The 24219-nt window shown below is 65.9% G+C and carries 22 protein-coding genes; 12 read left to right on the forward strand and 10 right to left on the reverse strand.

Going from position 1 to position 24219, the window contains the following annotated elements:
• Positions 1–74: 74 nt before the first annotated feature.
• Positions 75–1502 (forward strand): aldehyde dehydrogenase family protein, encoded by a 1428-nt coding sequence (locus QM685_RS21350; protein ID WP_415119042.1) that lies wholly within the window; start codon positions 75–77, stop codon positions 1500–1502.
• 82 nt (positions 1503–1584) lie between these two features.
• On the opposite strand, the gene QM685_RS21355 is transcribed toward QM685_RS21350, so the two are convergent.
• From QM685_RS21355 to QM685_RS21385, 7 genes are all read right to left on the reverse strand, one after another.
• Positions 1585–3279 carry a GMC family oxidoreductase gene (locus QM685_RS21355; RefSeq protein ID WP_415119044.1) on the reverse strand — a complete coding sequence of 565 codons (1695 nt, stop codon included), beginning with the start codon at positions 3277–3279 and terminating at the stop codon, positions 1585–1587.
• 70 nt (positions 3280–3349) lie between these two features.
• Positions 3350–4411 carry an ABC transporter substrate-binding protein gene (locus QM685_RS21360; RefSeq protein WP_415119046.1) on the reverse strand — a complete coding sequence of 354 codons (1062 nt, stop codon included), beginning with the start codon at positions 4409–4411 and terminating at the stop codon, positions 3350–3352.
• A 294-nt stretch (positions 4412–4705) separates the two neighbouring features.
• Complete coding sequence (locus QM685_RS21365; protein WP_415119048.1) at positions 4706–6034, reverse strand: NAD(P)/FAD-dependent oxidoreductase; 1329 nt, start codon at positions 6032–6034, stop codon at positions 4706–4708.
• Positions 6035–6086: 52 nt separating this feature from the next.
• Positions 6087–6431, reverse strand: coding sequence for a cupin domain-containing protein (locus tag QM685_RS21370; protein ID WP_415119050.1), 345 nt, complete (start codon positions 6429–6431; stop codon positions 6087–6089).
• Between the two features lie 66 nt (positions 6432–6497).
• Complete coding sequence (locus tag QM685_RS21375) at positions 6498–7976, reverse strand: NAD-dependent succinate-semialdehyde dehydrogenase (RefSeq protein ID WP_415119052.1); 1479 nt, start codon at positions 7974–7976, stop codon at positions 6498–6500.
• Between the two features lie 115 nt (positions 7977–8091).
• Entirely contained in the window at positions 8092–9015 is a 924-nt protein-coding gene (locus QM685_RS21380) for a 2-hydroxyacid dehydrogenase (RefSeq protein ID WP_415119054.1), read from the reverse strand.
• A gap of 6 nt (positions 9016–9021) precedes the next feature.
• On the reverse strand, positions 9022–9906 hold the full coding sequence (locus QM685_RS21385; RefSeq protein WP_415119056.1) for a GNAT family N-acetyltransferase: 885 nt from the start codon (positions 9904–9906) through the stop codon (positions 9022–9024).
• A gap of 304 nt (positions 9907–10210) precedes the next feature.
• On the opposite strand from QM685_RS21385, the gene QM685_RS21390 reads away from it, so the two are divergent.
• From QM685_RS21390 to QM685_RS21440, 11 genes are all read left to right on the forward strand, one after another.
• Positions 10211–10822, forward strand: a complete 612-nt coding sequence (locus tag QM685_RS21390) for a cupin domain-containing protein (protein ID WP_415119058.1) — start codon at positions 10211–10213, stop codon at positions 10820–10822.
• Between the two features lie 424 nt (positions 10823–11246).
• A complete protein-coding gene (locus QM685_RS21395; protein ID WP_415119060.1) occupies positions 11247–12740 on the forward strand; it encodes an aldehyde dehydrogenase family protein in 1494 nt (497 codons plus the stop codon).
• Between the two features lie 103 nt (positions 12741–12843).
• Entirely contained in the window at positions 12844–13512 is a 669-nt protein-coding gene (locus QM685_RS21400; protein ID WP_415119062.1) for a haloacid dehalogenase type II, read from the forward strand.
• Between the two features lie 81 nt (positions 13513–13593).
• Complete coding sequence (locus QM685_RS21405) at positions 13594–14871, forward strand: NAD(P)/FAD-dependent oxidoreductase (protein WP_415119064.1); 1278 nt, start codon at positions 13594–13596, stop codon at positions 14869–14871.
• A gap of 70 nt (positions 14872–14941) precedes the next feature.
• A complete protein-coding gene (locus tag QM685_RS21410) occupies positions 14942–15745 on the forward strand; it encodes an ABC transporter substrate-binding protein (protein ID WP_415119066.1) in 804 nt (267 codons plus the stop codon).
• Positions 15746–15859: 114 nt separating this feature from the next.
• Positions 15860–16516: an amino acid ABC transporter permease gene (locus QM685_RS21415; RefSeq protein ID WP_415119068.1), complete on the forward strand. Its 657-nt coding sequence runs from the start codon at positions 15860–15862 to the stop codon at positions 16514–16516.
• Positions 16517–16534: 18 nt separating this feature from the next.
• Positions 16535–17326, forward strand: a complete 792-nt coding sequence (locus tag QM685_RS21420) for an amino acid ABC transporter ATP-binding protein (RefSeq protein WP_415119070.1) — start codon at positions 16535–16537, stop codon at positions 17324–17326.
• Entirely contained in the window at positions 17323–17634 is a 312-nt protein-coding gene (locus QM685_RS21425; protein ID WP_415119072.1) for a (2Fe-2S)-binding protein, read from the forward strand. The genes QM685_RS21420 and QM685_RS21425 overlap by 4 nt, the downstream gene beginning before the upstream one ends.
• On the forward strand, positions 17613–18989 hold the full coding sequence (locus tag QM685_RS21430) for an FAD-dependent oxidoreductase (RefSeq protein WP_415119074.1): 1377 nt from the start codon (positions 17613–17615) through the stop codon (positions 18987–18989). The genes QM685_RS21425 and QM685_RS21430 overlap by 22 nt, the downstream gene beginning before the upstream one ends.
• Positions 18986–20164, forward strand: coding sequence for an NAD(P)/FAD-dependent oxidoreductase (locus QM685_RS21435; RefSeq protein ID WP_415119076.1), 1179 nt, complete (start codon positions 18986–18988; stop codon positions 20162–20164). The genes QM685_RS21430 and QM685_RS21435 overlap by 4 nt, the downstream gene beginning before the upstream one ends.
• Positions 20165–20175: 11 nt before the next feature.
• Positions 20176–20544 (forward strand): helix-turn-helix domain-containing protein, encoded by a 369-nt coding sequence (locus tag QM685_RS21440; RefSeq protein ID WP_415119406.1) that lies wholly within the window; start codon positions 20176–20178, stop codon positions 20542–20544.
• A gap of 92 nt (positions 20545–20636) precedes the next feature.
• Here the strand turns inward: QM685_RS21440 and QM685_RS21445 are convergent, their stop codons facing one another.
• From QM685_RS21445 to QM685_RS21455, 3 genes are all read right to left on the reverse strand, one after another.
• Positions 20637–21140 carry an Lrp/AsnC family transcriptional regulator gene (locus QM685_RS21445; protein ID WP_415119078.1) on the reverse strand — a complete coding sequence of 168 codons (504 nt, stop codon included), beginning with the start codon at positions 21138–21140 and terminating at the stop codon, positions 20637–20639.
• Positions 21141–21228: 88 nt separating this feature from the next.
• The gene (locus QM685_RS21450; RefSeq protein ID WP_415119080.1) at positions 21229–22629 is read right to left on the reverse strand and encodes an aspartate aminotransferase family protein; all 1401 of its coding nucleotides are present in this window, start codon (positions 22627–22629) and stop codon (positions 21229–21231) included.
• 207 nt (positions 22630–22836) lie between these two features.
• Positions 22837–23727 (reverse strand): GNAT family N-acetyltransferase, encoded by an 891-nt coding sequence (locus QM685_RS21455; RefSeq protein WP_415119082.1) that lies wholly within the window; start codon positions 23725–23727, stop codon positions 22837–22839.
• Positions 23728–24219 lie beyond the last annotated feature (492 nt).

Raw genomic sequence — 24219 nt, forward strand, 5'->3', positions numbered from 1 at the left:
CTCCTGAACATAGCTTCGGTCGTCATGACGGGGCGCTTTTCAACAACCTGCTAGGGTCGTTCGTGGGAGAACGTATGCGACATCTACAGCATTTCTATATCGACGGCGAGTGGGTGGAGCCGTCGGGCACCGCGCGCCTGCCGGTGATCGATCCCTGCACGGAACAGTCCCTGGGCGACGTCGCGCTCGGTGATGCAAGCGACGCAGGCCGCGCGGTGGCGGCGGCGAAGCGCGCTTTCGCGTCGTTCTCGCGGACGAGCGTGGAAGAACGCGTCGCGCTGCTCGAAAAGATACTGGCGGAGTATCTGAGGCGTTACGACGAAATGGCCGATGTCATCACGCGCGAGATCGGCGCGCCCACGACGCTCGCGCGCGAATGGCAGGCCGCGCTCGGCAAGCGGCATCTCGAGGAGACGCTGCGCACGGTCAGGCGCTTTCAGTGGCAGCGCATGAAGGGTACGACGCTCGTGAATCACGAGCCCGTGGGCGTGGCGGCGCTCATCACGCCGTGGAACTGGCCGGTCAACCAGATCGTCTGCAAGGTCGCGCCGGCCATCGCCGCGGGCTGCACGATGGTGCTCAAGCCGAGCGAAATTTCGCCGATGAACGCGGTGCTGTTCGCCGAGATCATCGACGCGGCGGGCGTGCCCAAGGGCGTCTTCAATCTCGTGAACGGCGACGGCCCGACGGTCGGCGCGGTGCTCGCCGCTCATCCGGATGTCGATATGGTGTCGTTCACGGGATCGACGCGCGCGGGTGTCGAGATCGCGAAACTGGCCGCGCCGACGGTGAAGCGCGTGCATCAGGAGTTGGGCGGCAAGTCGGCGAACATCCTGCTCGACGATGCCGATTTCGAAACCGCGGTCGCGGCAGGCGTTCGTTCGTGCTTCGGCAACAGCGGCCAGTCCTGCAATGCACCGACGCGCATGCTCGTGCCGGCATCGCGTCACGACGAAGCGGTGGCCATCGCGGTGCGTGTCGCGCGGACGCTGCGGGTCGGCGCGGCGGACGATCCGGCCACCACGATGGGCCCGGTCGTCAGCGGCGTGCAGTTCGAGCGCGTGCAGCGGCTGATCGGCGTGGGGATCGAAGAGGGGGCGTCGCTTGCCGTCGGTGGCCTCGGCCGGCCCGCTGGGCTTGCGCGCGGATATTACGTGAAGCCCACCGTATTCGCGAACGTGGATCCGTCGATGACGATCGCGCGTGAGGAAATCTTCGGTCCCGTGCTGGCGATCATGCCGTATCGCGATGAGGAAGACGCGATCGCCATCGCCAACGGCACGCCGTTCGGGCTCGCCGCTTATGTGCAGTCGGGCGATCAGGCGCGCGCGCGACGAGTGGCGTTGCGCATGCGCGCGGGCAGCGTGTACGTCAACTATCCCGCGTGGGATGCGGGCTCGCCGTTCGGCGGCTACAAGCAGTCGGGCAATGGGCGCGAGTATGGCGAGTGGGGGCTGGAGGCGTTCCTGGAAGTAAAGGGCGTGGTGGGATACGGCGCGTGACGGGCAGGGGGCTGCCGGGCGGCATGCGCCCCGCGGCCTTTTCTGAGCGGGGGCGCCCGAACGGCGGCTCACGGCGCACGGCTCACGGGTTCGCGCGAAGGTCTCCAGTGCGCAGACAGTCGGCCACTTTCTCCGCCATCATGATGGTCGGCACATTCGTATTCGCGCAGGGAATCGAGGGCATCAGCGAAGCGTCGCACACGTATAGACCCTCGACGCCATAAACCGCGCCGTGCTGATTGGTCACCGCCGACGGATCGGCTGGGGACCCCATCCGGCAAGTACCGGAAGGATGCCATGTCCCGCCGGCCGAACGGGTGACGAACTCGGTCATCGCGCCATCGTCGGAAAGCAGATCGTCGATGCCGACACCTTGCGTCACCACCCGTCTGATCAACGTGCCACGCAAAGGCCCGGCGATATCGAGCAGCCCGCTCAGCGCGCCGCGCTGCATCGCATTCCAGATGCCCGGCAGCGCCACCGCCGCCACGCGCGGCGAATAGCTCGATGGAAAGATCACGTCGCGATACGCGGCCATCGAGGGCGACGCCAGTTGGGCCGCTCCGAACCGCACCGCGAGCTTGAGCCGCTCCAGATCGCGCGTGTCGGAAAGCATCGCGAAGTCGACATCGGGTTCGTCGAGCACGTTGGACGATGCGAGCGTCACCCGTCCCCGCGAATACGACTTGTTGACCCAGAAGAACAGGGTTCCGATGCGATATCCGACTGAATGCCATCCCGAGCGCGACAGAATCGCGCCGTGCATGTCGCCGGGAACCGTGTCGGGCAGCCCTGATGAAAATCGCACGACCGCCTGTTCGTGATGTTCCGCGGGAAACGGCGTGCGTGCGTTGCGGGGCAGGAAAGCGGAGACGGCAATCGACGGATGCTCCATCAGGTTGCGTCCCACCCCCGCGCGATCCGCGACGATTTCGATGCCGTGCTTCTTCAGTTCGTCCGCCGGCCCGATGCCGCTGCGCAGCAACAGTGCGGCACTATGAATCGCACCGGACGACACGATCACCCGGCGCGCGCGCAGGTCCTCGCTCGCGCCATCCGCGTGGATGATGCGCGCACCGGTCGCGCGGCGCCCGTCGAACAGAATGCGGGCGGCCACTTCGTCGGTGCGTATCGTGAGGTTGGGGCGCGCGCGGGCCGCATCGTCGAGATAACAGACGGACGTGGGAATGCGCTCACCCGCGGCACTCACCCCGATCGAACCGATAAACGTGCCGTCTTCCCACGGCCCGTTCTGATCGTCATGCTGCGCATGACCGTTTTCACCGAGCGTGTGAAGCACCGCGCGCACGAACGGCGAGATGCGCGGCCAGGGAGTGCGCTGGATGCGAAGCGGCCCGTTACCGCCATGCAGCGGGCCGCTGAAATCGCAGTCGGTTTCGAGCTTGCGGAAATAGGGCAGACACGACGCCCAATTCCAGCCCGACGCGCCGAGCGCTTCCCACTCGTCGTAATCCGCGGGCGCGCCGCGATTCGCCATGAGGGCGTTGATCGCGGAACCGCCGCCGAGCAGACGCGCCTGTTCATATCGACGAAGCAGGCCGCGCGCGCTCATGCGCGCCTTGAGCTCTTGCCAGATGTTGCGCGTGTCGAGATAGGCGCGTCCCGGATAACGGCTGCGGATCGCGTCGGGCATCGTATCGGCGGAGATATCGCGGCCCGCCTCGATGACGCACACGTTCGTGCCCGCATCCTCCGACAGGCGCGCGGCCAGCACGCAGCCCGCGGAGCCGCCGCCCAGAATCAGATAGTCGATCACGTTGGAACAGGAGGGCCGCGCACGGCATCGTACGCGGCATGTGAAGAACGCTGCAACGAAAGAGCCGTACTTACTGCATGAACTTGAGCCAGCGTGCCTTTGCGTCGATCCCCTGCTTCGATGCCCACCACTCCTCGGACATCAATGCCTGCCTGGCCGCATTCGCGGGCGAGCTCGGCAATTGGGCCGCGCGGGCGTCGCTGATCTTGCCCGTCTTGAACGCGGCCGGATTGCCCGGCCCGTAATCGATGTAAAGCGGCAGATTCGCCTGCAGTTCGGGCGATACCGCGGCGTTGATGAAGCGCATTGCATCGTTGAGGTTCGGCGCGTTCTTTAGCACGCAGAGCTGTGTGTTCTGCAGGATGCCATCGTTATAGGTAAACGCGATGTCCGGATCGTCTTTCATCACGGCGCTCGCGCGGCCGTTCCAGATCATCGTCATGTCCACTTCGCCGTCGTGCAGCAATTGCGCGGACTGCCCGCCCGAGGTCCACCACACCGTGATGTTCGGCTTGATCTCCTCGAGTTTCCTGAATGCGCGATCGACGTCGAGCGGATAGAGCTTGTCGCGCGGCACACCGTCCGCCAGCAACGCGGCTTCGAGCACCGTCATCGGATCGTTGCGCAGCGCGCGCGTGCCGGGAAAATTCTTTACGTCCCAGAAGTCTTTCCAGCTCTGCGGGACTTTCTTCAGATTCTTCTTGTTGTAGCCGATGACCGTCGAATAGAACTCATAGGCGACCGAATAAGGCGTGCGGTACTTGTCCGGTACGGCGGCCGCGTTGGGGATCTTCGAGAAATCGAGTTTTTCCAGCAGGCCCTCGCGGCCGCCGCGCAGGCAGTTCGAGGTCGGTGTGTCGACCACGTCCCACACCGGTTTGCCGGTTTCGCCCTGGGCCTTGATCTGCGGCCACGCGTCGGGAATGCTGTCCTGATTGATGGTGATGCCGAGCTGTTTCGCGGCGGGATCGAGAATCGCCCTGGTTTGCGCTTCCTGATAAGCGCCGCCTTGCGAGACGAAAGTAATTTTGCCTGCCGCGAACGCCGGCGCGCCGCCCGCGATACTCAACGCTAAAGTCATGGCCAGCGGACACAATGGGAACATCGAGCGGCGAAACCTTGCAGTATTCATCACGGTGTTTCCTCGACGGGGATGAAACGATGGACGTCTTGCAGTTCGAGCCTTGCGCCTGATCTCCGCTACGTTCCAGAGACGCGGGAGTGGTATCGAATATATTGATTCATTAATACGGCAGCAACGCCAGAATTGTTGGACTCACCATGATCTGAAGTTATGCCTGGGTCGGTCCGGATCTGACGAGTCTCCCGATCGGACGATCGGGAGACTTCGACGATCGACGACGATCGAACCCGGTGAATCCGGCGCCGCGACGTCTCTTCATTTCTCTCGTGGCGCGCACGTCCGTTACATCATTTCGGGGCTCGCGAGCCGGGTTCCGTCGGTAAAGCGCGTCAACCGGTATGGCTGAATGTCGGTCCCGCTCGCGTCATCTGTGACGATGCGGCTGACCAGCATGCCTGCTCCCGGTCCCAGCCCGAATCCATGACCGCTGAACCCGGACGCGATCACGAGGCCCGCTTTGCTTTCCACGCGCGACATGACCGGCACCAGATCGGGCGTCGTGTCGATCGCGCCCGCCCACGTGTGAGCGATACGCAATCCCGACAGTTCGGGAAATACCATCGCAACGTTTTGCAGCGCGCGCGTCGGCCATTCGGCATCGGGCGCGGGATTGAGAACACGCGTCACTTCGAACGGAGAGATGTCGTCGTTACGCCAGTTCGCACTTCCTTCGGGGCCGCTGAAGAAGTGCTGCGCCATCCGGAATTTGAGCTTCTTGTTGAGCTTGCTGCGGAACATCTGGCGAAACCTGACCGCGTGCCGCAGGTTCTGCGGCGCGATTTCCATGCGTCCATAGCCGGGCACCGCGATCGTGTAGCCGCCGTCGAGCCGCCGCCGTATCGCGAAGTTCGGGCCGGAGAAGCACCCGTCTATCACGGCGGGCGCTTCCGCGGTGCGCAGCGCGGTGCCGATCACGTTGACCGCCGGCAGATCGATCCCATGATGCCGGCAGAAGAGGGCGCTCCACGCGCCGCCGGCCAGCACCACGGTGCCCGCGCCGATCAGGCCGCGCTCCGTCCATACCCCGGCAATCCGCCCCGCGCTGATATCGAGTCCGCGAACCGCGCAGGTCTGATGCACGCGCGCGCCGAGCCGTTGCGCGCCTCTTGCGATGGCGGGCGCCGCTTTCGACGGTTCCGCGCGGCCATCGGAAAACGACCACACACCGCCCGCCCACTTTGCATGACCGGTGGGAACGCGCGCGGCCAGTTCGCGAGCCGACAGCAACTGACTGTCGAAGCCGAGCGCGCGCGCCTTGCCGAGCCATGCTTCCCATTGAGCGACGTCGGAAGACTGCTCGCTTCCGTACAGAATGCCGGTGCGCCGGAAGCCGACGTCCTCGCCGAGTTCGTCGCTCAGTTCCGCCCAACGCTTGAGGCTCTGCATCGCGAGCGGCAACTCGTACAGATCGCGGTTCTGCTGACGCACCCAACCCCAGTTGCGCCCCGACTGTTCCGCGCCGATGACGCCTTTCTCGAGCAGCGCGACCGATATGCCGCGCCGCGCGAGCTCGTAAGCGGTGCTGACGCCGATGATGCCGCCGCCTATCACCACGACGTCGCAGCGCTCGGGAAATCCGTCGCTATTCGAGACTTCGTCGATTCTTAGCATGTTTGAGCAACCGTTAATGACATCACAGCGGAAGAGGGGGCGCGCGGCGTCTTCAGAAGATCACATAAATCTTGCGCAGCGTTTCGTCGATGTGCCAGAGCCCTGTCGTATCCGCTTCGAAAAACAGCGTGTCGCCCGCGGCGAAGCGGATCGTGTCTTCTCCGTCGGGCGTGAAGCTGCCGCTGCCCTTGATGAAATGCATGACTTCCGCCTGCGCGACGGAGCGCCTGTAGGTGCCGGGAGAGCATTCGAATACGCCGGTATCCACGGCTTCGTGGCCGGGAATTACGTACTGGCGTCCCGATACGCGCGACGGTTCGGTGCCGGGCAGGCCAGCGGTCCCCCAGTCTTCCAGTGCGGCGAGGTCCGCGGCTTGCCTGATCTGCTGGACTTTCATGCGGCTTGTTCCCATGGTCTTGATGTGAGGTCGATGCGCGTGGTTCGAGCGGCCGGCCTTGCGCGTTTACTCCAGGCCGCCCTGACACAGATACTTGATCGACAGATAGTCATCGAGTCCGTACTTCGATCCTTCGCGACCGTAGCCGGACTCCTTGACGCCGCCGAACGGCGCCGCTTCCGAAGCGAGCGCCCCTTCGTTGATGCCGACGATGCCGGCCTCCAGCGCGCGCGACACGCGCTCGATACGGCGCATGTTCTCGCTGTAGAAATACGATGCGAGCCCGAACGGCGTGTCGTTCGCGGCTTGCACGGCTTCCTGCTCGTCGTCGAACGGGAACAGCGGCACGACCGGTCCGAAGGTTTCTTCGCCGCACAACGCCATCGCCGGGGTGGCGTTGCCGAGCACCGTGGGCGCGTAGTAGTGCGGTCCCAGCGCGGTGAGCCGCCGTCCGCCCGTCAGCACGAGCGCGCCGTTCCCGAGCGCGTCGTCGACATGGCGGGCGATCTTTTCGACCGCGCGCACGTTGATCATCGGCCCGATCTGCGAGGCGGGATCGCTCGCGGGGCCGACCCGCAGCTCGGCCACCTTCGCGCACAGCAGCGCGGAGAAATGCTCGTATACGCCGCGCTGCACGTACACGCGGTTCGGGCACACGCAGGTCTGTCCGCCATTGCGGAATTTCGCGGCCAGCAGGCCTTTCACGGCGGCATCGAGGTCGGCGTCGTCGAACACGATGAATGGCGCGTTGCCGCCGAGTTCGAGCGAGAGCTTCTTCAGCGTGTTCGCCGATTCGCGCGCGAGATGCTTGCCGACCGGCGTCGAGCCGGTGAACGTGATCTTGCGCACGCGGCTGTCGGCGAGCCATGCGCCGACCGTGTCGGCCGCCGCGGCGCGAGACGCCGAGATCAGGTTGAGCACGCCGTCCGGCGCGCCCGCCTCGTGCGCCAGCAGCACCAGCGCGAGCGCGGTGAGCGGCGTGTCTTCCGCGGGTTTCGCGACGACCGTGCAGCCGGCCGCAAGCGCCGGCGCGATCTTGCGCGCGATCATCGCGAGCGGGAAATTCCACGGCGTGATGGCCGCGACCACCCCGATCGGCTCCTTCACCGCGCTCATGCGTTTGCCGCGCTGCTGCTGCGGAATCAGATCGCCGTAGATGCGGGTGGCTTCGTCGGCGAACCACGCGACGTACGACGCGCCGTAGGTCACCTCGGCGCGTCCTTCGGCAAGCGGCTTGCCCTGTTCGAGCGAGATCAGCGCGCCGAGCGCGTCGCGATTCGCGATGATCAGCGCGTGCCAGCGATGCAGCACGGCCGCGCGTTCGCTCGCCAGCAGCGCGCGCCACGCGGGGAACGCCCTGGCGGCGGCGTCGGCGGCCGCGCGTGCGTCGGCGGGGCCGCTGTCGGCGACTTCCGCGATCAGGTTGCCGGTTGCCGGATCGGTGACCGCGAAACGCCGGCCGCTCGCGGCCGCGACCCACCGGCCGTTGATGAAGTTGTCCGAGCGGATCAGCGCGCCGGCCTGCTGTTCGAGATTCGTGTGCATGTGAGTCTCCGTGCCTTGTGACGGTCGGTGGCGAAGTATCCGGCGCGCGCTGTCCGCCGACACCGCGCACCCGGCGAAACGAGGCGGCGTCCCGGTGGCGGGCCGCGCCTCGGTATCAGTAGCCGCGCGTGCGGTCGATCTGGCCATTCATCCGCTCGCCGGCGCGATGGCGGCGCAGGTTTTCCAGCACCGCGTCGACCGCCGATTCGGGCCGCGTCGCACTCGCGATATGCGGCGTGATGCGCACGCGCGCTTGCGTCCACAGCGGATGGTCGGCGGGCAGCGGCTCCGGGTCGGTCACGTCGAGCACCGCGCTGTGCATCTGTCCGCGTTCGAGGGCGTCGAGCAGATCGGCGCTTACGAGTTGCGGTCCGCGCCCGACGTGAACCAGCGACGCGCCTCGCGGCAGCATGTCGAACACCCGGCGCCCGAGCAGGCCGCGCGTCGCCTCCGTCAGCGGCAGCAGGCAGATCAGTACGTCGGTGCGGGCCAGAAACGCCGCGAGCCCGGCGTCGCCCGCATAACAGTCGATGCCTTCGATCTCGTGCGTCGAACGGCTCCAGCCCGCGCATGCAAAGCCGAACAGCCGCAAACGTTGCAGTACCGCCGTGCCGAGCATGCCGAGGCCAAGCACACCGACGCGGCGCGACGCGGCCGCGCGCAACGGCATGGGCTGCCATACGCGCGCGCGCTGCTGCAACTCGTAATCGAACAGATCGCGGTGAATCGTGAGCACGGCTTGCGTGACGTACTCGACCATGCCGTCGACGATGCCCGGCTCGATCATGCGGACCACCGGCAGATGCGCGGGGATCTGCGACAGATCGAGTTGATCGACGCCCGCGCCGACCGAAAACACCACCTGGAGATTCGGCAGCGTGGCGGCGAGACCGTCCGGCTGCCACGCCACCAGATAGCGCACGGCCGCGGGGTCGCCGAGGTCCGGCCACACCCGGAACGGGATGTCGGGCGCAAGCTGCGCGAACCGTTCGGCCCACAGCGCTCCGCGCACCGGATCGGCTTTGTAGAGAACGGTCATCGCCGCTCAGGCCATCGCCTGATTGATGATGCCATACGTGCGCCAGGTCGCGTCCGGGGCCGCCTCGCGCGCGTCGGCGGAAGCGTTGCGGACCATCTTTTCGACGGAGTCGACGCGCGTCATGCCGAGACTGGTCAACCAGTCGTGGATGCCCGCGTCGCCCGGTACGTCGATCCGCACGAAATCGCCGGCATGCTGCGCGAGCCAGTATGAAATCAGCGCGCGGGCGCGCAGATCGTCGGGCGAATGACGCGCGACGACAGGTCCGATCGAGTAGCCGCGCCCGAACGGACGGAACAGCGAGAAACCCAGCACTTCGCCGTCGCGTTCGAGCACCACGCCTTGCGAGAATTCGAGCAGCGCGGGTATCGTCGCGCTGCGGTCGAAGCCGCTCGCGCGCGACGCGAGTTCGATCAGCGTGGGCGTGTCTTCAGGCGTCGCGGCGCGCAGATGCTCGCCGGCGGGCGGCGCGACCGCGGCCACGCTGCCCAGCGTGCCCTGGTGCTGGGTCAGTCCGCCGCAGGTGACGAAGCCGAGCTTTTCGTAAAGCGGCTTGCCCGCCACGGTCGCGTGCAGGAAAGTCACGCGGCTGCCGAGTTCCTCGAGCACCAGTTCCATCAGCTTGCGGCCGATGCCGCGGCCCTGTTCGTCCGGCGCGACGATCACGAGGCCGAGCGTGCCGCGGTCCTCGCCGAATTTCCAGCACAGCGCGGTGCCGATCACGGTGCCGTCGTCTTCGGCGACGAAGCCCGTGCCGGCCTCGTACATGAAGCGCCAGTCGTCGGCGCGGTGCGGCCAGCGCACGGCAATGGAAAGGCCGTGCGCGGCGGGGATGTCAGCGGACGTGAAACGGCGGTAGCCCGGTGATTTCTTCACGGATGATTCGGACACTGCAAACTCCTGCTGGCGGCATGATCAGCCTAGACTGTCGCATTCCCGGTGCCTGCTTCATAGGACGATCTTTTTGTTATTCGCCGTTGCATGGGGCAGGGCTTGCAGCACCGCGCCACGCACTGCGCGGGGTATTTTTGATGTTCACCGCAAGGGTGGTGAATTCAATATAATGATGAGAAATCGTGCGGATGTTCATTGTAGCGACGCGGCGGGCGCCGCTTCGCATGCAACGGGTCCGCACCCGGCACACAACAGCGGCGGCGCGTAGCGGGCCGGCCGCATCGTCATCAACAGGAAACACATGCAGCGAACACAGCTCAAGAAGCGCGCGGTCGAGCCGGGTCACGGCGATGTCGGTGCCCGTCTGCGGGCGCTGCGCATCGCGCACGGTCTGTCGGTCAACGAACTGGCGATGCGCGCGGGCGTGTCGGTCGGCACCGTCAGTCAGGTCGAGCGCAACAAGGCGAATCCGTCGGTGCGCATTCTCGAACGTCTGCGCCAGGCGTTGCAGGTGCCGCTCACCGCGCTGCTCGAGGAAGACGACGCGGTGTCGGACCCGGTCACCGGCGATTTCGTGCGCAAGGCGGCTGAGCGGCCGCTGTTCGACGTCGGCACGCACGGCATGCAGAAAGAGCTGCTGTCGCCGCACGGCGATCACGATCTGCAGATGATGATCATCATGCTGCCGGCCGGCTCGGGGTCGGAGGAAGTGCTGGTCGGCATCGGCGAAAAAGCGGGGCTGGTGCTGGAAGGCACGGTCGTGCTGAATGTCGGCGACCGGCGCTCCGAGCTGCGCGCGGGCGACAGCTTCCAGTTCAAGAGCACGGTGCCGCACAGCGTGCATAACGAAAGCAACAAGACCGCGCGTTTGCTGTGGATCATGAATACGCAGCCGCCCGTCATTCATCTTTGATCTTTCCGTGGTTCCGAAGCCGTGTGTCTGGTGACAGGCGGCTCGGTCTTTCCTGTTTCCCTCTCCCTGGCATCCTTCTGATGCGCGGTGTCCGGTTCCGCCGGGCCGGCGGCTGACGTCGGCGCCTTTCGTTCTCGCTTTCCACTGTTCATTTTTGCGTTGCACGATCGCGCGGGCGTGGCGCGTGGACCCGCGCGTCGGCGCGATGGCCGGGGGCCCAACGCATTGCGGCGCACAACGAACTTTTCGCAAAGTTTATTTTTGACCACTAGTAATTCATTTGGTGTTCATTAAAATGAAATTCATTGGCGGCTCGTTCATTCGGTGATTGCGAGGACGAACCGCCGTGCCGGGCGGTGTCGTGCGTCGTGGAGGGATGAGCGGGCGCGGCATCGCACACTTGAACCTACTGATCAGGCCGGACATGTCGACTCCGTCACTCGATTTCGATCCTTCCGCCATTGCGTTGCCGCAGGGGCATTTCATCGGCGGCGCGTACTACTCGACGAGCGAGGCGCGGATCGCCGTTCATCGTCCGTCGGATGGCGCGCTGCTTGGTCACGTGCCGGACGCATCCGACGCCACCGTGGATTACGCGGTCAGCAATGCGCTGTCCGCCTGGAAGGAGAGCGGGTGGGGCACGCGTTCTCCGCGTGAGCGCGCGAAGGTGCTGACCCGCTGGGCCGAACTGATCGATCGCGATGCGCTGAGCCTCGCCCAACTCGAAACCGTCAGCTCGACGCGTCCGGTGGCGGAAAGCTATGCATCGGACGTGCCGTTCACCGCGGAAGCGATCCGCTTCTTCGCGGAGCTGGCCGACAAGCTCGGCGGCGACCTCGCGGCGACGCGCCGCGACAGTCTCGGCTTCACCACGTCGGAACCGTACGGCGTGATCGGCGCGATCACGCCGTGGAATTTCCCGCTGTCGATGTGTTCGTGGAAATGCGGGCCGGCGCTCGCCGCGGGCAACGCAGTCGTGATGAAACCATCGGAGATGACGCCGTTCTCGACGCTGCGTCTCGCGGAACTCGCGATCGAAGCAGGTATGCCGCCCGGCATCTTCAATGTGGTGAACGGCCGCGGAGCGACCACCGGCGCCGCGCTCACGCGTCATCCGGACATCTCGAAGATGAGCTTCACGGGATCGACCCGCACCGGCGCGGCGATCATGAGCGACGCCGCGCTGCACGGCACCAAGCCCGTCACCCTGGAACTCGGCGGCAAGAGCCCGCAACTGGTGTTCGAACACGTGAGGGATCTCGACCATACGGCGACTTGCATCGCGCGCGGCTTTACGGCCAACGGTGGACAGGCCTGCGTGGCCGGCACGCGGTTGATCGTTCATCAGCGCATTGCCGAACCGCTGATCGACGCGATTCAACGGAAATTGCTGCCGATCAGGCCGGGTCCGTTGTGGGACAGCCGCACCGCGTATTCGCCCATCATCAACCGCAATCAGGCGCAGCGCATCGAAACGCTGATCGAGCAGAGCCGCGACAGCGGCGCGGAAGTCATCTTCGGCGGCGGTTTTTTCGAAGGCACCGGCGAAGGCTATTTCCACCGTCCGACACTGCTCGCGAATGTGACCGGAACGACGCCCGCCGTGCGCGAGGAAATCTTCGGCCCGGTACTGACCGTGCAGACGTTCAGCGACGAAGAGGAGGGCATCGCGCTCGCCGCGCATCCGGTCTACGGTCTCGCGGCGGGTGTGCACAGCAGCGACATCGGCCAGGCGCTGCGCGCCATGCGCCGCATCGCCGCGGGCACCATCTGGATCAACCGCTATGGCCGCAGCGGCGACATGATCATTCCGACAGGCGGCTTCGGCCAGTCCGGCATCGGCAAGGATCTCGGCCGCGAGGCGGTGGTGGCGAGCATGCGGCACAAGAGTGTGCTGATCGATTTCGAAACGCTGTGAAGCACGGCCTTGCACCGGATTCGCGCAAACACCGATCGCACTGATTCAACCCGAAACTGAACCCCGAGCCTGCGAACAGGTTCGCCACGACAGGATGTTGACCATGATCGATTTCGAGCCGAAGTACATCACTTTCGACTGCTATGGCACGCTGACCAACTTCCAGATGGGCCAGACCGCGCGCCAGCTATACGGCGACAAGCTGGACAAGGCGAAGATGGACGAGTTCGTCGAATTCTTCCGCGGCTACCGCCTCGACGAAGTACTGGGCGCCTGGAAGCCCTATCGCGAGGTGGTCGTGAACTCGGTGCGCCGCACCTGCGAACGCACCGGCGTGCCGTTCGACGAAGCGACCGCGCTGAAAATCTACGAAGCCGTGCCGGGCTGGGGGCCGCACGCGGACGTGCCGGAAGGGCTGTCGCGACTGGCCTCGAAGTACCGGCTCGTGATCCTGTCGAACGCGTCGGACGACCAGATCCAGAGCAACGTCGACAAACTCGGCGCGCCGTTCCACAAGGTCTATACCGCGCAGCAGGCGCAAGCTTACAAGCCGCTGCAGAAAGCCTTCGAGTACATGTTCTCGCAACTGGACTGCAATCCGGAAGACGTGCTGCACGTGTCGTCGAGCTTCCGCTACGACCTGATGACCGCGTACGACATGGGCATCCGGCACAAGGCGTTCGTCAACCGCGGCCACGAGCCGTTGAACGCGTATTACGGCGTCAACGAAGTCTCGGGCATTCCGCAACTGGCATCGTTGCTCGGCCTCTGATCCGCGCATCCGGCCTGCTCACGACAGCGCTTGCCGCGCGCCGCCGCCGGCGGCGCAACCCACCGACAGGAACGCATCACGATGAAGCTCGACTCCTACTGGCTCGACACCGCGCCACGCTTTACGAAGGCCGCCGAGGGTCCGCTCCCGCGGCAGGTGGACGTTGCCGTGGTCGGCGGCGGCTTCACCGGACTGTCGGCCGCGCTGGAGCTGGGCAAGCGCGGCATGTCGGTGGTCGTGTTCGAGGCGGGGCGGCTCGCCGCGCAGGCATCGGGGCGCAACGGCGGCCATTGCAATACGGGCGTCGCGCAGGACTACGCCGCGTTGTCCGCGCGCATCGGCGGCGAGCGCGCGTCGGAGTTCTACCGCGCCTATGCGGGTGCTGTCGAGACGGTGAAGTCGATCATCGCGGAGGAGCAGATCGATTGCGATCTGCGTCACTCCGGCAAGATCAAGCTCGCCGCGAAGCCGCAGCATTTCGTGTCGCTCGCGAAGTCGTACGAGGTGCTGCGGCGCGAAGTCGATCCCGATGTCGAACTCGTGCCGCCCGAGCGGATTCACGACGAGATCGCGTCGGACGGATTTTTCGGCGGCCTCGTGCAGCGCAACGGCATGCAGATGCACATGGGCAAATTCGGCGTGGGTCTGGGCGAAGCCGCGGCACGCCGCGGCGCGCGGATCTACGAGAACACGCCTGTCACGAACCTGAAGCCGCTCGGCGGCAACGCGTTCGACGTGCAGTGTCCGCTGGGGACGCTACGCGCCGGGCGCGTGCTGCTTGCCACGGGCGCGTCGCAGGTGGGTCCGCTGCAATGGTTTCGCCGTCGCATCGCGCCGGTCGGCAGCTTCATCGTCGCCACCGAGCCGCTCGGCAAGGCCCGCCTCGATGCGCTGCTGCCCACGCGCCGCTCGTATGTAACGACGCTGAACATCGGCAACTATTTTCGCGCGACGCCCGACGAGCGTCTGCTGTTCGGCGGCCGCGCGCGCTTTGCGATGTCGAATCCGCGTTCGGACGAGAAAAGCGGGCGCATTCTGCGTGATGGTCTCGCCCGCTATTTCCCGCAACTGGCCGACGTGCGCATCGACTACTGCTGGGGCGGCCTCGTCGACATGACGGCCGATCGCCTGCCGCGCGCGGGCCAGCATGAAGGACTGTTCTATTCAATGGGCTACAGCGGCCACGGTGTGCAGATGTCGGTGCACATGGGCCGTCTGATGGCCGACGTGATGTTCGGCGCCGCCTCGCGCAATCCGTGGCGAACGCTCGAATGGCCCGCGATTCCAGGACATTTCGGACGCGCGTGGTTTCTGCCGCTGGTCGGCGCGTATTACCGGTTGCAGGATGTGCTGCATTAAACGACGAACCCTGCCGTCGGACGGCAGGGCAGCGCGCAGATTGAAAATCACTACTTCCAGAGGAAAACCCATGTTGCGTTTCATGTTCCAGCCTGCTTCCGCCGTCCGCTTCAACGCCGTGCAGCGCTTTGCCGCCGGCGCGGGCCTCGCGATGACGATGATGTTCGGCGCCGCCCACGCCGCCGAAACGGTGACGCTCACCGCGGGCTCGCCGCCGTCGAGCGCGCCGACCACGTTCATGAACGTGAAGACGCAGCAGATCGAAGGCCTGATGCCCGACGTCGTGAAAGAGATCGGCAAGCGCGAGGGCTTCAACGTGTCGTATGACGCGGTGCCGTTCTCGGCGCTGATCCAGTCGGTGGTGTCCGGCAAGATCGACATCATCGTCGCGGGCATGACGCCGACGCCGAAGCGCGCCGAAGTGGTCGATTTCTCGCAGCCGGTTACGGCGTTCGGCGAAGGCATCATCGTCAAGGACACGAACAAGGCCGTCTATCACTCGGTGCAGGACCTGAAAGGCATGGCGGTCGGCGCGCCGACCGGCACCGACTACGGCGACCAGCTGAAGAAGCTCGGCATCTTCACCGAGGTGAAGATGTACGACAGCCCGGCCGACATGACGCGCGACGTCGCGCTCGGCCGCATCGTCGCGGGCTTCAACGACTATCCGATCCTGAAGGCGCAGGAAGCGGCGGGCGCGATGGCGGGCACGCGGGTCGACGACGCGTACGTGCCGATGAAAAAATTCGACATCGCGATTGCGGTGAAGAAGGGCAACACCGCGCTGATGGCGAAGATCAACGACGCGTTGACGAAGATGAAAGCCGACGGCTCGCTCGACGCGATCCTGAAAAAGTGGCATCTCGCGGGCTGACCTGCTCCCTGAGAAAAGAGGCGTGCCCGCGGCGACGCGGGACCCGCCCTGCGACGTCCGCCGCCCAGCGGCGCGGCGGACGGAACGAATGCAAAGAGCAATGGAAGGCACGACATGCACTGGCACGATATAGCCGACTTTGTACCGATTCTGCTTCAAGGCGCGGTGATGAGCATCGTCATCACGCTCGGTTGCCTGCTGCTGAGCACCGTGCTCGGCCTCGCCTGGGCGTTGTTGAAGATGTCGCGCTATCCGCTCGTCGTACGCGGCGTGAGCACGATGATCAACGTCGTGCGCGGTCTGCCGATGATCGTGCTGCTGTTCTACATCTACTTCGTGCTGCCGGATATCCATATCCAGGTGACGGCGCTGCAGGCGAGCATTATCGGCCTGGGTTTCGGCTACTCGACTTACATCGCGGAAATTTTCCGGTCGGGCATCGAGGCGGTCGATCCGGGCCAGTACGAAGCCGCGCAGTCGATCGGCATGGGCCGCGTGAAAACGATGATACGGGTGATCCTGCCGCAGGCGATCAAGGTCGCGCTGCCGCCGTACAGCAACACGCTCGTGATGATGCTGAAGGACTCGTCGCTCGCGTCGACCATCACGGTTGCCGAAATGACGCGCGAAGGGCAACTGATCGCGGCGTCGACGTTCCAGAATCTGACGGTTTACACGCTCGTCGCGGTCGGCTACCTGGCGATGAGCCTGCCGCTGATGAGCATGACACGCACGCTTGAACGACGTTTCGGCCGGCACAAGGCCAGATAGGTGCGAAGCGAGGATGCGATGATCGAAATCACGAATGTGCACAAGAGTTTTGGCGCCGTGCCGGTACTGAAGGGCATCTCGCTCAACGTCCGCCAGGGCGAGGTGGTCTGCCTGATCGGCGCGTCGGGCTCGGGCAAGTCGACGCTGCTGCGCTGCATTAACGCACTCGAATCGTACGACGAGGGCGAGATTCATCTGCTCGGCCAGCGTGTCGCGCAGAGCGCGCGCAACATCAACCAGTTGCGCACCCAGGTCGGCATGGTGTTCCAGCGCTTCAATCTGTTCCCGCACCGCACGGCGCTCGAGAACGTGATGGAAGGGCCGGTGCACGTCAAACATATGGCGCGCGCGGACGCGCAACACGAGGCGTCGGAACTGCTCGTCAAGGTGGGGCTCGGCCACAAGCTGCATGCGTATCCGCATCAGCTTTCGGGTGGGCAGCAGCAGCGCGTGGCGATTGCGCGCTCGCTCGCGATGAAGCCGAAGGCGATCCTGTTCGACGAGCCGACCTCGGCGCTCGATCCGGAGCTGGTCGGCGAAGTGCTCGGCGTGATGCGCACCTTGGCGCGCGAAGGGATGACGATGCTGGTCGTCACGCACGAAATGGGTTTTGCGCGTGAAGTGGCCGACCGGGTGTGCTTTCTGCACGCCGGGCTCATCATCGAGGAAGGCACCGCGCAGCAGGTGCTGGGTTCGCCGCGCGAGGCGCGGACCCGCGAATTCCTGCGCCACGTGCTGACCAATCGCCGCGACGATCACGCGGCGTCCGATGGCGTGCCGCCCGACGATGTGGCGGGAGCCGCGGCATGAACGGCAGATTCGTACGCTTGGGCGAGACGGCGCGCGCCAAAGTCGAGTTCACGATCGACGGCGTGCCGGTCGACGCGCTGGCCGGCGACACGCTGCTCACGGCGATGCTGTGCTCGGTGCGGCAGGTGCGGCAGTCCGAATTCGGCGATGAGAAGCGCGCCGGCTTCTGCCTGATGGGCGCGTGTCAGGACTGTTGGGTATGGACCGCGGACGGCGAGCGGCTGCGCGCCTGTACCACCGTGGTCGAAGCAGGCATGCGCGTCGTCACGACGCAACCGGAGGCGCAATGGGCGAACCTCGCATCGTAATCGTCGGCGCCGGGCCCGCGGGCGTGCGCTGCGCGGAAACACTGCTGGCGGCCGGCATTCGCCCGATCCTCGTCGACGAAGGCAGGCGCGATGGCGGCCAGATCTACCGGCGTCAGCCCGAAGGTTTCACGAGGCCGTACGGGAAGCTGTACGGCACGGAAGCCGCGCGCGCGGAAAACCTTCATCGGACCTTCGAGCGCTTGCGCGCGCGGATCGATTACCGTCCGCAAACGCTGGCGTGGAACGTCGCGCAAGGCAAGCTGCATATCGTGCATGAAGGCCACGCGAGCGCGTTGGGCTACGACGCGTTGATCCTGTGTCCCGGCGCGACCGACCGGCTGATGCCGGTCAAGGGCTGGCAGTTCGCCGGCACGTACAGCCTCGGCGCGGCGCAGATCGCGCTGAAGTCGCAGGCCTGCGCGATCGGCCGCGAGGTCGTTTTCATGGGTACCGGACCCTTGCTGTACCTGGTCGCGAACCAGTATGTGCAGGCGGGCGCGAAGGTAGTCGCGGTACTCGACACGTCGAAAGCCGGTGCTCGCTGGCGCGCGCTGCCGAGGTTACTGGCGCGGGTCGACGTATTGCGCAAGGGCCGGGCGCTCGTGGCCGCGTTGAAGCGCTCGGGCGTGCGGGTCGAAAACGGCATCGAGCCGCTTGAAATTCCCGGCAATCCGGACGATGGCGTGCTTGGCGTACGCTTTCGCGATGCGCGCGGCAATGTTGCGCAGATCGATTGCGACGCAGTGGGACTCGGCTATCACCTGCGCCCGGAAACCCAGCTAGCCGATCTTGCGCGCTGCGCGTTTCGTTTCGATGCGATCACGCGGCAATGGGTGCCGCAAATCGACGAACTCGGCCGCAGTACCGAAAAGGGCGTCTATATCGCGGGCGACGGCGCGCGCGTGCTCGGCGCGGACGGCGCCGAGATCGCGGGACGGCTCGCCGCCTACGCGGCGCTGAGCGATCTCGGGCATGCCGTCGCGGCCGCGACGCTCGACGCGTTGCGCCGCGAACAGCGCAAAATGGACCGCTTCCGGCTCGGTCTCGCCGAGGCGTTTGCGTGGCCTGCCGCGCAGGCGGCCCGGCTGTCCGACGATACGATCGTCTGCCGTTGCGAAGGCATCACCGCGGGCGAACTGCGTCGCGTGGTGCGCGACGAGGGCGCGCGGGAAGCCAATCGCGCCAAGGCATTCAGCCGCGTCGGCATGGGGCGCTGCCAGGGGCGTTACTGCGGCCATGCGGGCGCCGAGGTGATCGCGGCGGCCGCGCACGTGCCGCTCGAACAGGTCGGCAGGCTGCGCGGACAGGCGCCCGTGAAGCCACTGGCCATCGCGACCGTGGAGGATACCGAGTGAGCGCGAACCGCGTGCAGGCCGATGTTCTGATCGTGGGCGGCGGCTTCATGGGTGCCGCCGCCGCCTTTTTTCTGCGGAAGCGGGGCCGCTCGGTGATCCTGCTCGAGCGCCAGCTCGTCGGACAGCAGGCGAGCGGCACCAACTTCGGCAACGTGCGCCGTCAGGGGCGTTTTCTGCCGCAGCTGCCGCTTGCGAACCGCTCGCGCGAAATCTGGGGCCGTCTGCCGGAGCTGATCCAGCACGACGCCGAGTTTCTGATGTCCGGCCATGTCCGCGTCTGTTATCGCGACGAGCAGGCCGACCAGTTCGAAACCTACGCGAAGGAGGCCGCGCACTACGGTCTGAACCTCGAACTGCTGCGCGGCGACGCGTTGCGGGCGCGGTTTCCGTTTCTCGGTGCCGAGGTGCTGGCGGGCTCCTATTCGCGGCTGGACGGGCACGCGAATCCGCGTCTCGCGGCGCCCGCGTTTGCCCGTGCCGCGGCGCGGCTCGGCGCGCGGATCGTGGAGAGCTGCGATGTCGTGACGGTCGAAAAGGAAGGCGCGGAATTTCGCGCGACGAGCGCCGACGGCCGCGCGTTCCATGCGCCCGTGCTGCTGATCACGGCGGGCGCGTGGGGCAACCTGCTGTCGGAGCAGTTTGGCGAACCGGTGCCGATCGCCGTCAACGGTCCGCAGATGGCCGTCACCGAACCGGTGCCGTATGCGATCCAGCCGGTGGTCGGCATGTCGTCGCCGCATATCGAAGAGGTGGTGTACTTCCGCCAGGTCGCGCGCGGCAATATCGTGATCGGCGGCTGCGCGCGCGCGCCGGCGTTTCTCGACGAACGCCGCGCGAAGGTGCTTCCGCAAAGCACCTTGCTGCAGTTCAGGCAGGCGCAGCGCGTCGCGCCGGTGCTGCGCAAGCTGAACATCATTCGCGTGTGGAGCGGCGTCGAAGGCTATATGCCCGACGACAGGCCGATCATGGGCGCGAGCGGCACGACCAGCGGCCTGTTCTATGCGTTCGGTTTTTGCGGCCACGGTTTCCAGCTTGGCCCGGGCGTCGGCGACACGATGGCCGAGCTGATCGATACCGGTGCAACCCGCACGCCGATCGAGCCGTTCGACATCCGCCGCTTCGCGGCCGGCCGGGATGCGGCGCCGGCGGTGCCGCCCACGTCGCGAGTTGCGTGAGCGGGGCACCGATGCTGAGCCCGAACCCGATCTCGTCATCATCATCGTCCGCGCCGGAGCGCGTGAGCCGCGCCGTGCAGCGTGCGCTCGACTTCATCGACGCGTGTTTCGCCGATCCGATCAGCCTGTCCGAACTGGCGGCCGTCGCGGAGCTGAGCATTTCGAGGTTCGCGGTGCGCTTCAGCGCCGAGATCGGCGTGTCGCCGCAGCAATACGTGCGGCTGGTGCGCGTGCGGCACGCACAGCGCCTGTTGCGGCGCGGCCTGCCGCCGTCGATCGTCGCGGCCGAGGTCGGCTTCTTCGATCAAAGCCATCTGTGCCGGCACTTCAAACGTGTGCTTGGCAGGACGCCGGGTGAGTGGCTGAGCGCCAACGGCTGACTGCAAGTTGAAAGGCCACCGGCATTGCGCCGGTGGCCTCGAAGGCATTCAACACGAGCAGGCCGGCACGCGCGGCCGGAACGATGCCCCCTTCATGGATGCTGTTGCGAGAACAGCGTTTCGAGCGGGTATTCGGATTTCACGAACGGCGTCTTGATGATGACGTAGCTGAAATATTTCTCGATGCCGATGTCGCGCTCGAGCAGCCCTTCGATCACGCTCTGATAGTGATTGACGCTGCGCGTGACGAACTTCAGCAGGTAATCGTAGCCGCCGCTCGCGAGATGGCATTCGACGATCTCGTCCACGGGACGGATCGCCGCCTCGAATTTGGCGAAGTCTTCACGGCGATGGTCGGCAAGCGTGACCTCAGTGAACACGATCTGTACGTCACCGAGTTTCTGCAGCTGGATATGCGCGCCGTAGCCGACGATATAGCCGGCCTTCTCGAGCCTTTTCACGCGGATCAGACAGGGGCTCGGCGAGAGCCCGACGGCGTCCGCAAGCTCGACGTTCGTGATACGGCCTTTCTTCTGGAGTTGCGAAAGAATGCGCAGGTCGATCCGGTCCAGCTTCGTGTCGCCGCTTGTCGTCATGTATCGGTCTGCCCGTCGAAGATTCTGCTTTTCGCTTCGTCGCGCTTCGCCCGAGTCAAGCGCCGCGCAGGCCGATGTTATCACGCGCTCAGGCGGCCGCGCGGTGCGCGGCGCGCAACGCGGCGCGTACTTCCGCCTGGTCGAGCACGTCGTCGAGCGTGCGCCGCAGACGCTCGAACAACTGGTCGAATTCGGCCTCGCCGAAGCAGAGCGCCGGCGCGAAGCCGAGAATGCTGTCGCCGAATGCGCGAAACACGAGACGGTTGCGGTAGGCGGCTGCCGCGATCCGGTCCGGCAGCTTCAGCGAAGGGTCGAAGCGGGCCCGCGATGCCTTGTCGGCGACGAGTTCCAGCGCGCCGAGCAGGCCGCGATGACGCGAGTCGCCCACCAGCGGATGATCGAGCAGCGCGTCGAGCCCGGCGGCAAAGCGCGGCGCCTGCGCGTTGCCGTTCGCGAGCAGACCGCCCTCGTGATAAAGACGCAGTACTTCGAGCCCGATCGCGGCGCTCACCGGATGCGCGGAGTAGGTCTGGCCGTGACCGACCACCGCGGTATCGCGCGCATCGCCCGCAATGCCCTGATAGATTTCATCGGACATCAGTACCGCGCCCATCGGCGCGTAGCCCGAGGTCAGCCCCTTGGCGACCGTCATCAGATCCGGCTCGACCTGTTCCGCCTCGCACGCGAAGAGCGGACCCGTGCGGCCGAAGCCGGTGATGACTTCGTCGGCGACGAACAGGATGTCGAGACGCCGGCACGCTTCGCGCATCGCCTTCAGCCAGCCGACCGGCGGCACGATCACGCCGCCCGATCCCTGGATCGGCTCGCAGAAGAACGCGGCGACGTTCTCCGCGCCGAGCGACGCGACTTTCGCTTCGAGCGCGGCGACGGACGCGGCGATCAGCGCCTGCGCGTCGCCGCCTTGCGGCTGACGGTACGCATACGGCGACGGCAGGTGGTGCTGGTGCGGCAGCGGCAGGTCGAAGTTGCGGTGGAACGCGGGCAGCGCGGTGAGTCCCGCGCCGACCGACGACGAGCCGTGATAGCCACGTTCGAGCGCGATCATCTGCTTTTTCGACGGGCGCCCGGTCGCGTTGAAGTAATGCGTGATGAAGCGAATCGCGGAATCGACCGCGTCGGAGCCGCCCAGCGTGAAATAGACATGCCGCAGCGAAGCGGGTGCGAGCGCGACCAGTTTTTCGGCCAGCTCGATGGCGGGTTCCGACGAGAAGTGGAAGTAGGTGGTCGCGTAGGGCAGCTTCGTCATCTGGCGCGTCGCCGCTTCGACGATGCTCTGCTGGCCGTAACCTACGTTCACGCACCACAGGCCGGAAAACGCGTCGAGCAGCGTGTTGCCGTCGATGTCGCGCAGATACGCGCCCTGTCCGGATTCGAGTACGGTGGCGCCGCGCGCTTCGTGCGCGCGGTAGTTGACGACGGGATGAATCAGATGCTTGCGGTCGGCTTCGATAAGCGATGAATTTGACATGATGGTATTTCCCGGCACGTTTCGATCAGGTGAGATTCACCCCTTGATAGTAGCGACAGCCGCATGCGTGCCGTTCAGCCAAAAGAAAGTCTAAAGAGCGTGGGTGCAGCGTTTTGTACCCCGCGGACAGCATTTTCTGCTGCACGTGCTTAATAGCGGCGCCGCATTGCGCGTGGTTCGGATTCGACGCAGCTTCCGTCGCGCGGCTCACGCGAGCGACTGCGTGATCACCGCATACTGTTGCAGGCCGTCGTCGGCGTGGCCGGATTCGGCGTTGCGTGGCGCGGAGGCAAGCCGTCGCATCTTCACGACCGTCTCCGAGCGCGCGAGACCGAGGCCGGTGAGCCACGCTCGCAGGCCGTGTCCGTGCGGCACGTCGATACGCACCAGCGCGCCTTCGTTCAGCGCGAGCCAATGGCGGATCAGCGCCTTCGCATGCACGGCGTCCGGCGTGGCGCCGGCGACCACGGGGCCGATCACGAAACCGCGTCCGAAGCGGCGGAACAGCGAGAAGCCGAGTAGTTCGCCGTCGCGATCGAGCGCGATGCCGTCGGCCAGATCGAGCAGCGGCGGCAGCACATGGTCGCGGTGGAGGCCGCTCGCGCGCGACGCAAGCGCGACGAGTTGCGCCGTATCGTTCGTCCCGAGCGGGCGCAGCCGTTCATTGGCGGGCAGCGCCACGAGCGGCGGACGGAACGCCGCGCCCTGCATCTGGTCAAGCGCGCCGCAGGTCTCGAAGCCGAGCGCGTCGCACAACGGCCGGCCAGCCTCGGTCGCATACAGCGTGATGTCGCGCCCGCCGAGTTCGTCGAGCGCGCGCGCGAGCAACGCGCGGCCGATACCCACGCCGCGATGCTCCGGCGCGACGAGCAGCATCCCCAGCGTGGCCTGGTCCGCGCCGAACTTCCAGCAGACCACGGTGCCGACCAGCGCGCCCGCCATCTCGGCGACGAAACCGATGCCGGTGCGCGCCGAGAACCGCCAGTCTTCACGGCGATGCGGCCAGCCGATCGCGGCGGACAGGCGTTGCGCGGCAGGGATGTCGTCGGCGGTCAGCCGTCTGCAGGTAAACAGTGCGTGGGTGGTCGGATCGGACACGGGTCGCTCCCGGAGTAGTCGGCCGTGCCGCGACTGTTGCACGTTGTTTGGCCAATGACTAGTACGAATTTCTCATCGCGGGGCGCTCGCCTGAAGAAGCGCCCCTTGTGCCCGCGTCGATGGCCGCCGGGCGAAATGCGCAGTCGAGTCCTGCAAATCGCGCGCGGCGTGCTGAAACAGCCAATTTTGTCGGTGCAATCTGCGGCGCGCTCCCTTCTACGATGAGGGTCATGCACCGGCGCCGGTCTCCCGGCACGGCGCGCGGCGCCCGGCACGCGCATCAGGGTCAACGCCAGGAGCGGCAAATCATGCTGTTTGGACCACGCAAAACCGTGTTTTCGAATGGTCGAATCCACCGATACGCGATCAACGGCATTTTTTGCGGTGCTTAAATCGGTTCATGCAGTCACACCGCGCCGCGACCAGCACGCGGCGCGCCGTCGAACACCAATGCTGGATATCCCGCGTTCAATCTCGAGTGAGGAGCAGTTC

This window comes from Paraburkholderia sp. (assembly GCF_047605525.1).
Taxonomy (GTDB): domain Bacteria; phylum Pseudomonadota; class Gammaproteobacteria; order Burkholderiales; family Burkholderiaceae; genus Paraburkholderia.